Annotated in this window: 13 protein-coding genes; 8 read left to right on the top strand and 5 right to left on the bottom strand. The window is 64.7% G+C overall.

The genetic code is table 11. From position 1 onward, the window contains the following. Positions 1-15: 15 nt before the first annotated feature. The 4 genes from QX071_RS11565 to nikE are packed head-to-tail and all read left to right on the top strand — an operon-like array spanning position 16 to position 5,216. Complete coding sequence (locus QX071_RS11565; RefSeq protein ID WP_315703066.1) at positions 16-1,635, top strand: ABC transporter substrate-binding protein; 1,620 nt, start codon at positions 16-18, stop codon at positions 1,633-1,635. A gap of 22 nt (positions 1,636-1,657) precedes the next feature. Then, positions 1,658-2,689, top strand: a complete 1,032-nt coding sequence (locus QX071_RS11570) for an ABC transporter permease (protein ID WP_315700690.1) — start codon at positions 1,658-1,660, stop codon at positions 2,687-2,689. Further along, the gene (locus QX071_RS11575; protein WP_315700689.1) at positions 2,686-3,546 is read left to right on the top strand and encodes an ABC transporter permease; all 861 of its coding nucleotides are present in this window, start codon (positions 2,686-2,688) and stop codon (positions 3,544-3,546) included. The genes QX071_RS11570 and QX071_RS11575 overlap by 4 nt, the downstream gene beginning before the upstream one ends. Before the next feature lie 23 nt (positions 3,547-3,569). Continuing rightward, on the top strand, positions 3,570-5,216 hold the full coding sequence (gene nikE / locus QX071_RS11580) for a nickel ABC transporter ATP-binding protein NikE (protein ID WP_409977543.1): 1,647 nt from the start codon (positions 3,570-3,572) through the stop codon (positions 5,214-5,216). Positions 5,217-5,338: 122 nt separating this feature from the next. Here the strand turns inward: nikE and QX071_RS11585 are convergent, their stop codons facing one another. From QX071_RS11585 to QX071_RS11595, 3 genes are all read right to left on the bottom strand, one after another. After that, positions 5,339-6,064 (bottom strand): energy transducer TonB, encoded by a 726-nt coding sequence (locus QX071_RS11585; RefSeq protein ID WP_315700687.1) that lies wholly within the window; start codon positions 6,062-6,064, stop codon positions 5,339-5,341. A gap of 258 nt (positions 6,065-6,322) precedes the next feature. Then, entirely contained in the window at positions 6,323-7,696 is a 1,374-nt protein-coding gene (locus QX071_RS11590) for an MFS transporter (RefSeq protein ID WP_315700686.1), read from the bottom strand. Between the two features lie 35 nt (positions 7,697-7,731). Further along, positions 7,732-8,484, bottom strand: coding sequence for a GntR family transcriptional regulator (locus tag QX071_RS11595; RefSeq protein WP_315700685.1), 753 nt, complete (start codon positions 8,482-8,484; stop codon positions 7,732-7,734). A gap of 152 nt (positions 8,485-8,636) precedes the next feature. Between QX071_RS11595 and QX071_RS11600 the strand changes: the two genes are divergently transcribed. Continuing rightward, positions 8,637-9,833, top strand: coding sequence for a mandelate racemase/muconate lactonizing enzyme family protein (locus QX071_RS11600; RefSeq protein WP_315700684.1), 1,197 nt, complete (start codon positions 8,637-8,639; stop codon positions 9,831-9,833). A 10-nt stretch (positions 9,834-9,843) separates the two neighbouring features. Here QX071_RS11600 and QX071_RS11605 read toward each other — a convergent pair whose 3' ends face one another. Further along, positions 9,844-11,325: a mannitol dehydrogenase family protein gene (locus tag QX071_RS11605; protein ID WP_315700683.1), complete on the bottom strand. Its 1,482-nt coding sequence runs from the start codon at positions 11,323-11,325 to the stop codon at positions 9,844-9,846. Between the two features lie 8 nt (positions 11,326-11,333). Further along, on the bottom strand, positions 11,334-12,344 hold the full coding sequence (locus QX071_RS11610; RefSeq protein ID WP_315700682.1) for a Zn-dependent oxidoreductase: 1,011 nt from the start codon (positions 12,342-12,344) through the stop codon (positions 11,334-11,336). A gap of 176 nt (positions 12,345-12,520) precedes the next feature. Here QX071_RS11610 and QX071_RS11615 point away from each other — a divergent pair, with 176 nt between their 5' ends. From QX071_RS11615 to QX071_RS11625, 3 genes are read left to right on the top strand one after another with little or no spacing between them, the layout of a single operon-like run. Further along, complete coding sequence (locus tag QX071_RS11615) at positions 12,521-13,525, top strand: TRAP transporter substrate-binding protein (RefSeq protein WP_315700681.1); 1,005 nt, start codon at positions 12,521-12,523, stop codon at positions 13,523-13,525. Between the two features lie 48 nt (positions 13,526-13,573). Then, positions 13,574-15,436: a TRAP transporter large permease subunit gene (locus tag QX071_RS11620; protein ID WP_315700680.1), complete on the top strand. Its 1,863-nt coding sequence runs from the start codon at positions 13,574-13,576 to the stop codon at positions 15,434-15,436. Positions 15,437-15,454: 18 nt separating this feature from the next. After that, a complete protein-coding gene (locus QX071_RS11625) occupies positions 15,455-16,180 on the top strand; it encodes a GntR family transcriptional regulator (protein ID WP_315700679.1) in 726 nt (241 codons plus the stop codon). Positions 16,181-16,227: the final 47 nt, after the last annotated feature.

Here is a 16,227-nt window from a genome sequence, read left to right on the forward strand (position 1 = left end):
GCGAAGGGCATGAGCATGAGCTTTTCGATTTCCAAACGGATATTGGTCGCGGCAGCAGCATTGCTTGCGGTGGCACCAGCCGTGCCAGGCGCACATGCGCAGAGTCGCGCCGAGACGCTGCGCTATGTCACTGGCGCCACCGTCAACACGCTCGATCCCAACATTCCGGGCTCGACCCGCGAGGCCTTCGCGCTCTCGATGAGCAGCTATGACCGGCTGGTGTCGTTCGGCCGCAAGCAGCTCAATGGCAAATGGGTGTTCGATCTCGACACCATTTCCGGCGAGCTCGCGGAGTCCTACAAGGTCAGTCCGGATGGCCTGAAGATCACCTTCAAGCTGCGCCCCGATGCCAAATTCCAGGATGGTTCACCCGTCACCGCCGAGGACGTGAAATGGTCGCTCGACCGCTGCGTCAGCGCGCCGATCCTCGGCAAGGCGCAGCTGCTCACGGGCTCACTGACGTCCCCCGATCAGTTCAAGGTGATCGATCCCCTGACGTTCGAAGTGACCTTGCCGAAGCCGGACAAGCTCGCGCTGCCGAACCTCGCCACGGTCTATCCGATCATCATCAACTCCAAGCTCGCGAAGGCGCATGCGACTGCCGACGATCCGTGGGCGCTGAACTGGACCAAGGAGAATGCCGCGGGCAGCGGCGCCTATCTCGTCGAGACCTTCAAGCCAGGCGAGCAGGTGATCGCCAAGCGTAACGAGGCCTGGAATCGTGGCACGCCGGACAAGCCGGCCGGGTTCAAGCGACTGATCATCCAGTCGGTGCCGGAGCCCGCCACACGCGCCAATCTGGTCGAGCGCGGCGATGCCGACCTTGTCATCGATCTGCAGGCGAGCGACGTGCAGGCATTGGAAGGGAAGGGCAAGCTGAAGGTGATCTCGACGCCGCAATACAATGCGGTAAACTTCATCTCGATGAACAACAAGATTCCGCCGTTCGACAATGTCAACGTGCGGCGCGCGATCGCCTATGCGTTGCCCTATGACGATATGTTCAAGGCGGCGCTGTTCGGCCGTGGCGCGCCGCTGTTCGGCGTGACCTGGGCTGATGGCAAGCCGCCGAGCGGCGCCTATCCGATCCCGCAGCCGGTCAAGCTCGATCTCGACAAGGCGAAGGCCTATCTCAAGGACGCCGGCATGCCGGACGGCTTCTCCACGACGTTCAGCTTCAATGTCGGCCAGGCTGCGACCGCCGAGCCGATGGCGGCGCTGGTCAAGGAATCCTTGGCCAAGATCGGCATCAAGGTCGACATCCAGAAGCTGCCGGACGCGCAGATGTCGACCGCGATCAATGAGAAGAAGCTGCCGTTCTTCACGGAAGGAATCGTCGCCTGGTTGCCGTCGACCGACTATTTCTACCGCAACTTCTACACCGGCAATCAGCGCTGGAACTATTCCTCCACCGACAATGCGGAGTTGGAGAAGATCGCGCAGGCCGCGCGCTTCGAGCCCGACAGGGAGAAGTACGAGGAGGAGGGCAGGGCGCTCAATGCCATCCATTTCGACCAGATGTTCCAGATTCCGATCTGGCAGGCGGCGCAGGATGCGGTGATGCAGCCGAACGTCGAGGGGTATGTCTACCAGTTCACGCGGCAGGTGGATTACCGCAATCTCAGCCGCAAGTAGGCGAGCGAGAACAGCGCGAAGCATGGGCACGATCGGCGCAACTCTGATCCGGGCGGGGCGGCGGTTCATCTCGTCGATGCCGGCGCTGTTCGGCGTGCTGGTCTTCACCTTCCTCTTGATGCGGGTGCTGCCCGGCGATCCCGCCGTGTTCTTCGCATCCGGGCCCAATGCCGGCAAGGAGGAGATCGAGGTGATCCGCAAGCAACTCGGGCTCGACAAGCCGTTGCCGAACCAGCTGGCGATCTATCTCTACGACGTCGGCCGCGGCAATCTCGGCCGCTCGATGATGACCGGGCAGCCGGTCGCCAAGGACCTGCGCGAACGTCTGCCGGCCTCGCTCGAATTGACACTGGCGGCACTGCTCATTGCGCTGGTGTCGGCGGTGCCGCTCGGCGTGATCGCCGCACTTCGACCGGGCTCGCTGATCGACCATGGCGTGCGGCTGTTCTGCTCGCTCGGCGTCTGCGTGCCGACCTTCGTGTCCGGCCTGCTCCTCATCTACGTATTCTACTATTTGCTCGGCCTCGCGCCGGACCCGACCGGCCGCGTCGACATCTTCACCACGCTGCCGCCGTCGAGCACCGGCTTCCTGATCGTCGACTTCCTGCTCGCCGGCGATCTCGAAGGCTGGTGGGCGGCGGTGCGGCAATTGATGCTGCCGGCCTTCACCATGGCGCTGTTCGTGATCGCGCCGCTGGCGCGCATCACCCGCGCCTCGATGCTGGTCTCGCTCGGCAGCGACTTCGTCCGCACCGCGCGCTCGGTCGGACTGTCCGGGTGGCGCATCGTCGTCACCTATGCGCTGCGCAACGCCATCCTGCCGGTCATTACCATCGCCGGCATCGTCTTCTCCACCATGTTAGGCGCCAACGTGCTGGTCGAGAAGGTGTTCTCCTGGCCGGGCGTCGCCTCCTACGCGCTCGATGCGCTGCTCGTCTCCGACTACGCGCCGGTGCAGGGTTTCGTGCTGCTGATGGCCACGATCTTCGTCATCGTGAATCTGCTCGTCGATGTGCTCTACGGCATCGCCGATCCCCGGGCGACGGTTGCATGAGCACGATGGAAACATCCTCGACGCTCCGTCACACCTCCTGGGTGTTGCGCGGCAATCCGGTGACCGCCGTTGCCGCTTGCGGCGCGCTGCTGCTGGCGATCGTCGCCATCCTTGCGCCTTGGCTCGCGCCTTATGATCCCATTGCGTCGGATGTGCCGCAGGCCTTGCAGGCGCCGAGCGCGGCGCATTGGGCCGGCACCGACCAACTCGGCCGCGACGTCTTCAGCCGCCTGGTCATCGCTACGCGCCTGGATCTGGCGATCGCGGTGAGCGCCGTCGCGGTCTCCTTTGCGATCGGCTCGGTGATCGGTGCGCTGTGCGGCTATGCCGGCGGCCGGCTCGACAAGGCGATCGGCCGCTTCGTCGATGTCTTGATGGCCTTTCCGCTGTTCGTGCTGGCGATGGCGATGGTCGCTGCCCTCGGCAACCGCGTCGAGAACATCGTGATCGCAACCGCGATCATCAACCTACCGTTCTACATCCGCTTCGCCCGCGCCGAGGTCAACATCCGCCGCAATTTGGGCTGGGTCGAGGCCGCGCGCGCTAGCGGCGAAGGCCACGTTGCGGTGGTGTTGCGCTTCCTGCTGCCGAATGTGCTGCCGGCGATGGCCGTCCAGATCTCGCTCAATCTCGGCTGGGCCATCCTCAATGCCGCCGGCCTTTCGTTCATCGGTCTTGGCGTCAAGCCGCCTACACCGGAATGGGGCATCATGGTCGCCGAAGGCGCGCGCTTCATCTCGACAGGGCGTTGGTGGCTGGTGGCGTGTCCGGGTTTTGCACTGATGCTGACGGTGCTGTGCTTCAACCTGCTCGGCGACGGCTTGCGCGACATCCTCGATCCGAGGATGAGAACGTGATAGCATTGGGAAACACCGCGCCGCTGCTCGAGGTCGAGAACCTCAAGGTGACCTTCTCCACCCGTCGCGGCATCGTCGAGGCCGTGCGCGGCGTGTCGCTGTCACTGCAGCCGGGCGAGATGCTGGGCCTGGTTGGCGAGAGCGGCTCCGGCAAGTCGGTCACCGGCTTTGCCATCACCCATCTGCTCGACAAGGCCGGCCGGATCACCGACGGCTTGATACGCTTCAAGGGCCAGGACATCACCCGCGCCGGCGGCGCCGATCTGCGCAGCCTGCACGGCGCCGCGATGGCGATGATCTTCCAGAATCCGCGCGCGGCGCTGAACCCGATCCGCGCCATTGGCGAGCAGATCGCCGACGCCATCCTCGCGCATCGCCGTATCTCGGCGAAGGAAGCGCGCGGCGAGGCCTTGAAGCTGTTGCGCGCCGTGCAGATCCGCGAGCCCGAGCGGCGCATCAATGCCTATCCGCACGAGCTGTCAGGCGGCATGTGCCAGCGCGTGATGATCGCGATCGCGATCTCCTGCAATCCGCAGCTTCTGATCGCCGACGAGCCGACCACCGGCCTCGACGTCACCACGCAGAAGGTGGTGATGGATTTGCTTGCGACCATCGCCGCTGAGCGCGGCATGGCGACCATCTTGATCACGCACGATCTTGGCCTCGCTGCGCGCTACTGCCGCCGAGCCGTGGTGATGGAGCAGGGACGGTTGGTCGAAGAAGCCGAGCCGCTGGCGCTGTTTCAGCGGCCGCAGCATCCGTACACGAAGCGCCTGGTCGCGGCCTCACCGACCGCATCCTCGCGGGTGGAGGACCTGGTGCCGGATGGCGAGCCGGTGCCGCTGGTTCAAGTGAGCGAACTGCCGCCTCCACCGCATGGCACGCCGCTGCTGCTCGACGTCAAGCGCATTGGTAAGCACTTCGACGACGGCACGCTCGGCGTCGCCGATTTCTCGATGACGATGCGTCCCGGTGAGAGCATCGGTCTGGTCGGCGAATCCGGCTCCGGCAAGAGCACGACCTCGCGCATGATCTGCCGGCTGATCGATCCGAGCGCGGGCGAGATCCTGTTCGACGGCCAGGCGATCGGCCAGATTCCGGCGCGCGACTTTCACCGCTCTGAATTCCGCAAGGACATCCAGATCGTCTTTCAGGATCCGAACGACAGCCTCAATCCGCGCTACACCGCGTTCGATTGTATCGCGCATCCTTTGACCCGGCTGATGGCGATGCGATCGGGCGATGCGTTGCGCCGCCGCGTCGAGGAATGTGCCGATCGCGTCGGTCTGCCGAGGGAGCTCTTGTCGCGCTTTCCGCACCAGCTGTCCGGAGGGCAGAAGGCGCGCGTCGGCATTGCGCGGGCGATCGCCTGCAAGCCGCGGCTCCTGGTCCTGGACGAGCCGACCGCCGCGCTCGACGTCTCGGTGCAGGCGGTGGTGCTGCAGCTTCTGAACAGGCTGCGCCGCGAGGACAATCTCGCCTTCCTGTTCGTCAGCCACGACCTCAACGTGGTCCGCATGATGTGCGACCGCACCATCGTGCTGCGCGCAGGCCAGATCGTCGAGCAGGGCGAGAGCCGGGCACTGTTCGCGAATCCGCAGACCGACTACACCCGCGAGCTGGTCGAGGCCGTGCCGCATATCCAGCAGGCAGAATTGGCACCGGCTTAGTGATATGTTTAGTACCACTGTCATTGCGAGCGAAGCGAAGCAATCCAGACTGCCGCCGCGGAAACAGCCTGGATTGCCTCGGCGCAAGGGCGCCTCGCAATGACGATAAGGCTGGCAATAAACTAACAGCCCCGGCAGACGCCGCTCACCTTTCGCCTGGTTTCCTCGTCGTTCCAGATGCTTTTCGGACTGAACACGATTTCTGCCGTGAGCTTCATCGGGACCTTCACTTCGGATGGCGGCTTAGGAAAGGGTTGGAGCTTCCTGAGCCAGGCGAGCGTGTCGTCATTCGTGGCTTTGGGGCCGGAGCTCTTCGTGATTCTCGCGTCCAGAAGCGTGCCATCACGATCGATCGAAAATTCGACGATCGAGTGCGCGTCGTTCAGCTTCTGCGTATCATCGGGCAGCTTCAGCGGATGCGCCTGGAGATAATGAAGGATATCCCCGCGGAATGCGATCTCCGGGCCGGAGGTACTGGACGTCATGGTCCACTTCAGATCGACGAAGCCGACGCGCGTCTGCGCAAAAAATGTGAACGGTATCCTGACTCTTAAGGGGACTTGAACGTCGGCAGGAACCTCCGGAAACGCGGACATTCGGCGGAGGCCGGCGAGGACGTTCTGATCGTCTTGCGGCACCCCCGAGCTGCGGGCGATATCGGCACCCAAGAGCTTGCCGTCCCGGTCGATCGTGAGGATGACGTCGATGTCCGCGGGCCGGCCCTTAAGCTCGTTGCGAAATTCCTGGGAGTTTTCCAAGAGGTAGCGGGCCAGCCGCTGCCTGTAAGTGGCTTCGTCCGCACCAGCGGTCGTGAGGCTGGACAACGAAATGAAGAAAATGGCTGCCAAACGTCGCATCGCTAACACTGCCCCTCGGAACGCAGTGTAACCTCCGCTGCTGCTGGCGTCGCGCATTTTCTGGTGAGGCCGTCTCCTTCGCGACTTTGCGGATCGCAGAGAACGCAGGGCGGGCAAAGCGACTTGTCCGCCATAGCCCGAAGGGCGTCGGCGGAAGCGTGGCCGCCCTGTTTGTTGTCGAACTCGCGGCGGTGGGGACGGCGCTGCGCGCCGTTACCCACCCTACAGGTCCCTACACTGCAAATCCGCTCAATCCGCCTCGTAGCCGTAGACCTCCGGCAGGATGAAGATCGCAGCCAGCAGTCCAATCAGCGGGAAAATGGCGACGAACAGCGTCGCGTTGGCCTGGCCGATCGCGGTGAACAGCATCGGGAACAGGAAGATCGCCAGGAACGAGGGCAGCTTCACGAACATGTAGGCGAAGCCGCTGGCGGTGCCGCGATAGCGCGGCCGCGCCACCATGGTCGGGATCGTCATGCAGTTCGAGGCATCCCAATAATGGCCCCACAGCATGCCGGCCGCTGCAAACGGCAGGATGTATTTGTGGTCGGTGTAGAGCGCGGCGGCGGCGACCAGCAGCGACACCAGCACGATGCCGAAGCCGGCGATGCCGATGCCGCGATGGCCGATCTTCGGCGTCAACAGCGGTCCGACCCAGCCCGAGATTGCAGCAAAGCTGAACAGCGCCATGGTGACGAGATTGTTGCCGAGCACGCTGGACACGCCGACCATCGCAAACAGCACCGGCAGATAAAAGGCGAAGGTGGAGAACTCGCTGCCCTGCGCGAAGCAGGCGATCCAGCCGTAGATCGTGGCGCGCCAGCGGATCGGGTCCTTGCGCAAATCGGCGAGGAAATCCCAGGTGCTCGGCTTCTCGACGGCGACGTCGTGGTTCGGCAGCATCGCCAGATCGTCGTTATACATCTGCTGCGCGACCGCCTTGGCCTCCTTGAAGCGGCCATGCTGCACCAGCCACACGGCGGTCTCCGGCACGTCGTGGCGCAGGAACAGGATGATCAGGGCCGGCACGGCGCCGAGCCCCAGCGTGACGCGCCACAGTGTTTCGTGGTTGAGCTCGATCACCAGGAAGATCGCGATCACGCCGAGGGTCAAGACTTCGCCGACGGCGAACATGAACTGCCAGCGATTGCCCATCACCTCGCGCTGGCCCTTGGCCATCGATTCCATGATGTAGGTGTAGCCGGTCGAGATGTCGCTGCCGAGCGGCACGCCGAGCAGGAAGCGGATGACGATCAGCCAGGTCATGCTGGGCACGAAAGCCTGCGCCAGCGCCAGCACCACGAACATGGTCATGGTGCCCAGGAACATCCAGCGGCGGCCGATCTTGTCGGAGAGCCAGCCGCCGAGCAGGGCGCCGATCAGCGCGCCGCCTTGCGTGCCGGCCGCGGCGAGTCCGAGCTCGAGCGGACCGGGGTTATATTGCTCCTTGATGAAGATCAGCACGAAGGCGATGGAATAGAGATCCCACGCCTCGACCAGGATCGAGGCCATCATCAGCCAGCCGACCCGGTTGCCCTTGGGGCTGTAGTTCTGAATGAGATAGCGGACTGCGCTATCGATCTCCGCCCGCTGCGGGACCTCGGTCGTGGCTGCGATACTCATAACTGGTCCTTCCTTGTTGTTATTGGTCTGAAAGCTCAAGCGACCGGCAGCGGCTCGATGCTGCAGTCGAGCAGGCCGGGATCGATCCCCGCCTCCATTTCTTCGAACATCTGATCCATGAACGCGATCAGCGTATCGCTCGCCTTCACCGCTCCGGCGGCGCGCTGGCTGGCCACGGCACTGAGGATCGCCAAATGGCGGTCGATCGTGCCGCTCAGGTCGTGATCCGGCAGCAGGCGGTGATAGATGTAGCCGATGCGGCGATAGATCGTGTGCAGCGGGCGCATGGTGTGCACCAGGAAAGGCTCGCCGCTCGCGGCAAGGATGAGCCCGTCGATGCGGCGGTCGAGCTGGTTGAACTCGTCGATCGTCAGCGTGTTCCGGCGCTCGCTCAGCACGCGCGCGATGTGCTGCATCTGGTTGCGGTGCGAAAGGCCGGCCCGTTCGGCCGCCAGCCGCACGACGAAGCGCTCCATGTCGCGGCGCAGGCCGAGCAGCAGGCGCTCGCGGGCGAGATCGATCGGCGCGATCTGCAGCCCATGGCGTGGCCGGATGATGATCAGCGTATCGGCGGCGAGGCTGTTGACGGCGGCATGCACCGGTGTGCGGCCGAAGCCGGTCACGCTTTGCAGCTCCTGCACGGTGAGAAACCGGCCGGGCTTCAGCGTGCAATTCACCAGGAGCTCTTCGATCCTGAGATAGGCGGCCTCGAACAGATTGCCCGCGCCGCGCGATGGCGCCGCGTCGTCGGCATCCGGTTTTACGAGAGCGCTTTTGCGGCGCGCCATCTGTGGTGTCCTCGGCGTTTCCTCTGGCCACTTCTTCCTCGGGGCCCGGTGATCAGCAATAAACATATTGTGATATATTACAAGGGGGCGTATGCCTGGGCCGCGCATGTAACACATGCAAGACAGAACCGGTCATTGGGAGGACGGCAGCCGTGAAGATCACCGCGATCGAGACCTTGCGGACAGAGGAATTCGCCAATGTCATCTGGGTCCGCGTCCACACCGATGCCGGCGTGATCGGGCTCGGTGAGACGTTTTACGGCGCGGGCGCGGTCGAGGCCCAGATCCATGACACCTTTGCCGGTCGGCTGCTCGGGCGCGATCCGCTGCGGATCGAAGCCATCCACCGCGATATGCTCAATCTGCCGATGGCGCAGTCTTCGACCGGCGTCGAGTATCGCGCGGCGTCTGCGATCGACATCGCGCTCTGGGATCTGTTCGGCAAGGTCTGCGGCCAGCCGGTGCACCAGATGCTGGGTGGGCTCTGCCGCGACAAGCAGCGCATCTACAACACCTGCGCCGGCACCCGCTACGTGCGCTCGACCAATATCAGCCCGGTATCGAACTGGAGCCTGGAGACGCAAAGTCCTTACGAGGACCTCGACGCATTCATGAACCGCGCCGACCAGCTGGCCGAGAGCCTGCTCGAGAGCGGAATCTCTGCGATGAAGATCTGGCCGTTCGATCCGGCGGCACAGGAGAACCAGGGCCTCTACATCACCGCGGCGCAGATGAAGGTGGCGGTCGCGCCGTTCGAGAAGATCAGGAAGGCCGTCGGCGACAGGATGGAGATCATGGTGGAATTCCACAGCTTGTGGAATCTGCCGACCGCCAAGCAGATCGCGCGCGTGCTCGAGGATTACCAGCCGACCTGGTACGAGGATCCGATCCGGATGAACTCGCCGCAGGCGCTCGCCGAATACGCCCGCTCCACCCATGTCTGGGTCACCGCCAGCGAGACGCTCGGCTCGCGCTACCCGTACAAGGACATGCTCGATCGCGATGCCGCGCATGTGGTGATGGCCGATCTGTGCTGGACCGGCGGGCTCACGGAAGGGCGCAAGATCGCGGCCATGGCCGAGACCTATCACCGCCCCTTTGCGCCGCACGATTGCATCGGCCCGGTCGGCTTCATTGCCGCGGTGCACATGTCGTTCAGCCAGCCCAACACGCTGATTCAGGAATCGGTGCGAGCCTTTTACAAGGGCTGGTACAACGAGCTTGTCACCACCATGCCCGTGATCAAGGATGGCTATGTCTATCCGATGGAAGGGCCGGGGCTCGGCGTCGATCTCTTGCCGGCCGTGTTCGACCGCTCCGACCTGACCGTCCGCCGCAGCCAGGTATGAAGGCGCGGGATCAGCGTGTTGCCCGGCGGGTCTGCTCGACCGTCGTGCGGGTCCCGTTTCGCAAAAGACTTTCCAGCGCCGTCATCACCGCCGTCGTAAAGCGCGCATCGGCTGGCAGGTCGCTGCCGAAGATCGAGGTCAGGGACAGCAGCGTGGGAGCAAGGCGGCCGGCGACTGGACCGGCGTCGTCGGCGAGCGCACGCAGTCGCCCTGCCAGAGGGTCGCGCAGCTCGATCGGTGCGCCCTGCTCGTCGGTGCCGCTGACGTAGCGCATCCATGCCGCAACGGCGAGAGCCAGGCGCGTGATCGGCTGGTCCCGCGCCAGCCGGTCGCGGATGGTGTCGAGCAGGCGCTGCGGCAGCTTCAGCGAACCGTCCATCGCGATCTGCATGGTTCGGTGCTTCAGCGCGGGATTGCGGAAGCGCGCCAGCAGCGCCGTCCGATAGGCGGCGATGTCGAAGCCGCCGAGCGTCGGCAAGGTCGGTGTGACTTCGTCACGCATCATGTCCTCGACGAGTCCGGCGAGATCGGGCTTAGCCATGGCCGCAGCGACTGTGGGACATCCCATGAGATAACCGAGATAGGCGAGCGTCGAATGTGCACCGTTCAGGAGCCTGAGCTTCATCAGTTCGAACGGCGCAACGTCGCGCACGAACTGGGCGCCGCTACGGTCCCATGCGGGACGGTCGCCGCCGAAATCGTCCTCGATAACCCATTGACTGAACGGCTCGGTCACGATCGGCCAGGCATCGTCGAGGCCGAGCGCAGCGCGGACCTCGTTGCGATCGGTCTCGGTGGTGGCCGGCACGATGCGATCGACCATGGTCGAGGGGAAGCGGACTTCGCCCGCGATCCATGTGGCGAGATCGCGGTCGACCAGTTCGGCAAAGGCGATGACGAGGCCGCGCAGCGTGTGGCCGTTGGTCGGAAGATTGTCGCAGGCCAGCACCACGTAGGGCGGCAGTCCCTGCTGCCGCCTCAGGCGCAATCCGCCGACGATGACGCCGAGCGTGCTGCGAGGATGCGTGAGGTTGAGGCTATCGTGACGGATATCGGGATCATCGGCGCGTAGCGCACCTGTCGCCGGATCATGGCTGTAGCCCTTTTCGGTCACGGTGGTCGAGACGATGCGCACGGCGGGATCGGCGAGACGCGCGAGCAAGCCCGCGGGATTTTCAGGCGCGACAGCAACGTCGGTGAGCGCGCCGATGACGCGACGCCGATGGCCGGCGCCGTCGCTGGCACTGACGCTGTAGAGCCCGCCTTGCGGCCGCAGCGCATCGCGGGCGTCCGGCGAGCGCAGCGAGACGCCGAGGATGCCCCAGCGCGGATCGTCCTTGAGCAGCGCATCCGTATAGACGGCCTGGTGACCGCGATGGAAGGCACCTAGTCCGAGATGGACGATCCCGGTTGCGACCGTCGTGCGGTCGTAGTCCGGCCGGAGGATGCCGGCAGGCAGCCGGTCGAGCGTGGCGAGGCTGAGGCGGTCCATGTGGTACGTCAGAAGATGAGCTGCACTTTGCAGCATTCGGTCTGATTGTGCTCGAACGTGTCGAACGCGGTGGCGTAAGCATCGAGCCCATAGCGATGGGTGATCAGACGCTCGGGTTGCAGGGTGCCGCTGGCGAACCAGTCGATCACCTTGGCAAACTTGCCGCTGTTGAGCCTGGAGGCGTGGATCGCAAGCTCCTTGGCCGTGACCTTCTGCTGCACGATCGTCGACGGCTCGGCCGAGAAGCCGAGCAGGCCGATCCGCGCCGCGGGCGAGGCGATCTCGATCGCCTCAGTGAGAATGGCGGGATGGCAGGCGGCATCGATGATCAGCGTCGGCGGCAAGGATGCAGCGGCGAGCGCTGCAGGCAGGGCGGTCTGTGCGGTGTTGATGACGCGGTCGGCGCCGTTGTGTCGCGCAGCTTCGAGCCTTGCGTCGATGCGGTCGGTGACGATCAGTTCCTTCACGCCATAGACGCGCTTGAGCACCTGGATCACGGTCAGCCCGATGGGGCCCGCGCCATAGACCAGCGCCACGTCGGAAGCGAAGACGCGGGTATGGTCGGTGATGTTGGCGGCGATCGAGAACGGCTCGACCAGCGGCGCCTTGTCGTCGTCGACGCTGTCCGGCAGCAGATGCACGTTAGCGGCTGGCACGCAGGTATATTCGGAGAAGCCGCCGTCGCGGTGGACGCCGAGCACGGCGAGATGCGCGCAGACATTGGGCCGGCCGACCGAGCAGGGATAGCAGTTGCCGCAGGCGACCACGGGATCGATCACGGCGCGGACGCCGAGCCGTGCGGTGACGCTGTCGCCGAGCTTGTCGATGCGGCCGAAGAATTCGTGGCCGATCACGCGCGGATAGCGCGCGAACGGATTGCTGCCGTGGAGGATGTGGATGTCGGAGCCGCAGATGCCGGCGCGTTCGACCTTGATGCGGACCTCGCCGCTCGCGGGCTCGGGGATGGCGCGCGTTTCGATCGACAGGCGGCCGGGCCGCTCCACCACCAGGCTCTTCACGCGTTTCTCCCATCCCTTGCGCGCTCATCTCGACTGTGAGCTGAAGTCGTATAGCAATGCTAAAACTTGGATACAAGTTATGTATTGAAACGTTATTTGGTATCCATTATAGGGCTTGGGTATAGGAATGACATACAAAAAGGCCCCGTAGTGGGCCGGCAGGGGAGGGTTTGCCAATGTCCATGTCTCGTCGCAGCTTCGTCGGCACCACGCTCGCGGGGGCTTCAGTCCTGGCGCTCGGGCGCGCCCAAGCTCAATCCGCCAAGTACCGCCTGCGTTACGGCACGGCCTTCCCCGCAAGTCATCCCGGCGTCATCCGCATCATCGAAGCCGCTGAGATCATCAAGAAGCAGACCAGTGGCCTGGTCGATCTGCAAGTCTATCCGAACAGCCAGCTCGGCAGCGAGCCCGACATGTTCTCGCAGGCGCGCACCGGAGCGCTCGACTTCATGTCGACCTCGGGCGTGAACCAGACCATCGTTCCGATCGGCGGCATCAACGCGGTCGCTTTCGCTTTCGAGAGCTATGACCAGGTCTGGTCGGCGATGGACGGCGATCTCGGTAACCATGTGCGTGGCGAGTTCGCCAAGGTCGGCCTGCACGTGCTGCCGAAATGCCTCGACAACGGCTATCGCAACATCACCTCCGGCGCCAAGCCGATTACGTCCCCCGATGATCTCAAGGGCTTCAAGATCCGCGTGCCTGGCAATCCGCTGTGGGTGACGCTGTTCAGGACGCTCGGTGCGGCGCCGACGCCGATCAATTTCGGCGAGCTCTATGCTGCGCTGCAGACTCACATCGTCGATGGCCAGGAAAATCCGCTGGCCCTGATCCAGAGCGCCAAGCTCTACGAGGTGCAGAAATACATCGCGCTGTCCGGCCATATCTGGGACGGCCACTACATCTTCGCCAACGCCACGCGCTGGAGCAGCCTGCCCGCCGACGTCAGGGAGACGGTCACGGCGGCGCTGTCGGATGCGGCCATCAAGGAGCGGCAGGACATTCAGAGCTTCAACGAGAAGGTGCAGACCGAGATGCAGGGCGCCGGCGTTGTCTTCAACAAGGTCGACACCAAGCCGTTCCGCGACGCACTGCGGACCGCTGGCTTCTACACCGAATGGAAGACGAAGTTCGGCGCCGAGGCCTGGGGCCTTCTCGAACAGTCGGCTGGCCAGCTTTGAGCCTGATGCTGCGTCCGCGAGTCGGAGCAAACCTGCGGGGAGGATGGAATGGCCGTTGACATCACGGCGACGACCTCTGTGCCGTCGCATGGCGCATTCGCGCGGTTCGACCAGCTGCTCGGCCGTACGGTCGAGGCGTTGGCCGCCGCCCTCGTGGTCGCCGAATTGGTCCTGCTGGGTGCAGCGACGATGGCCCGCTACGTCTTCAACGCACCGCTGATCTGGTCCGACGAGCTCGCCACCGTGCTGTTCGTGTGGCTGGCAATGCTCGGCGCCGTGGTCGCGCTCCGCCGTACCGAGCACATGCGGCTGACCGCCTTCGTGCGTAACCTGTCCCCTGCTTGGCGGGCGCGCACCGATGCGCTCGGCCTGATGCTCGTCTGCACGGTTCTGGTCGCGCTGATGGTGCCGTGCTGGGATCACCTCGAGAGCCACATAATCAGCCAGATGCCGGTGCTCGAGATCAGCGAGGGCTATCGCGAGGCCGCGATGCTGGCCGGCGTGCTCCTGATGTTGCTGACCGCAGTCGACCGTCTGATCCAGCAAGCGAGCCTGTTGCAGATCGTCGGTGCGCTGGCCGTGGTGCTGGCCGGGGCTGGCGCGCTCCATGCGGCGGCCCACGTGCTCGAGGATCTCGGCAACTACAATCTCCTGATCTTCTTCTTTGCGCTCGTCGCGGCAGCGATGGCGATCGGCACACCGATCGCCTTCACCTTCCTGCTCGCAACCGTCGCCTATCTGCATTTCAGCACGACGGTGCCGGTCTTGATCGTGCCCGGCCGCGTCAGCGAAGGGATGTCGCACATGGTGCTGCTGGCCGTGCCGATGTTCGTGCTGCTGGGCGCTTTGGTCGAGATCGCGGGGCTGGCGCGGGCCATGATCGCGTTCCTGGTCTCGCTGATCGGCCATCTGCGGGGCGGCCTGCAATATGTACTGCTCGGCGCGATGTATCTGGTCTCCGGCATTTCCGGCGCCAAGGCGGCCGACATGGCGGCGGTTGCGCCCGCGCTGTTTCCGGAGATGAAGCAGCGCGGCAGTCCGGAAGGCGACCTTGTGTCGCTCCTGTCGGCGTCGGCCGTGATGTCGGAGACGATCCCGCCCTCGATCGTGCTGATCACGGTCGGATCAGTCACCGGCGTGTCGATTGCGGCGCTGTTCACCGGCGGACTCCTTCCGGCGGTGGTTGGCCTCATCGCGCTCTCCGTCGTGGTCTTCATGCAGACCCGCAAGGAGGACATGAGCGGGGCGCAGCGCTTCGACGCCAAGACGCGATTGCGTCTGTTCGCGATCGCCATCCCCGGCCTGGGGCTTCCGATCGTGATCCGCTCGGCGGTCGTCGAGGGCGTCGCCACCGCGACCGAGGTCGCAGCCATCGGCGTCATCTACACGGTGCTGGTCGGCATCTTCTTCTATCGCCAGTTCGACTGGAAGCGCGTCTATCCGATCCTGGTCGATACGGCCTCGCTGTCCGGCGCGATCCTGCTGGTCGTGGGGGCCGCGACCGGCATGGCCTGGGCGCTGACCCAGTCCGGCTTCTCGCAGCAGCTCGTTGACATGATGGTGGCCGTGCCCGGCGGCCGCTGGGGCTTCCTCTTGATCTCGGCGCTCGCCTTCGTGGTGCTCGGCAGCGTGCTCGAGGGCGTGCCGGCGGTGGTGCTGTTCGGGCCACTGTTGTTCCCGATCGCGCGCATGATGGGCGTGCACGAGGTGCACTATGCCGTCATCGCGGTGTTCGCGATGGGGCTCGGCTTGTTCACGCCGCCTTTCGGCGTCGGCTTCTATCTCGCCTGCGCGGTCGGCCGCGCTTCGCCCGACGACGTCATTCGCCGCGTCTGGCCGCATCTCGCCGCGCTCGTGATCGCGCTGCTCCTCATCGTGTTCCTGCCGTGGATCTCGATCGGCTTCCTGTGAATCGGATAGACTGGCGCGATGGATGACGATTTGCCACGGCTGACGAGGATGGATGGCAAGGCCGGACGGCGGCTCGCCGATCAGGTCTATGAGCGGCTCTTGGACGACATCGTCTCGGGCGCGCTGCCGCCGGGGACACCGATGGCCGAGCTCGATCTGTGCGAGCGGCTCGGCGTCAGCCGGACGCCGGTCCGTGAGGCGCTGATCAAGCTTGCCGACGTGGATCTCGTGCGCATTTATCCGCAGAGCGGTAGCGTGGTCGCGCCGGTCTCGCGCGAGGCGTTCAGCGAGGCCCAGTTCATTCGCGAGCACCTGGAATGTGCGCTGGTGTCGGAAGCCGTGCGCTACATCGATGCGACGTCGCTGCGTGAATTGAACGAGTTGATCGAACGGCAGCAGGCGGCCGCCACGCCGGCGGAGTTCTATGCCCATGACGAGGCGTTCCATCAGACCATCGCCCGCACCAGCCGCCACCCGCATGTCTGGCAGGTGATCCGGCAGACCAAGATCCATTTCGATCGGGTGCGACATCTGACCTTGCAGGAGGACGCCGGCCACATTCCGCTCCTGATCGCGCAGCATCAGGAGATCCTGGATGGGCTCGCCGCCTGCAACGAGGCCCAGGCCGTGGCGGCGATGCGCCGTCATCTGCGAGAGGTGTTCCGTCGCGCCGACGGCATCTTTGCACGGCAGGAGGAGACGGCGCAGGGCGAGCCGCGCACGCGAGCGCGGCGCCGACGCTGATGCCGCGAAGCGAGTTGCTCGTCGTGGCGCGGTGACATGCAGTTTTC

Source organism: Bradyrhizobium sp. SZCCHNS1022, from assembly GCF_032484835.1.
In the GTDB taxonomy this organism is placed as follows: domain Bacteria; phylum Pseudomonadota; class Alphaproteobacteria; order Rhizobiales; family Xanthobacteraceae; genus Bradyrhizobium.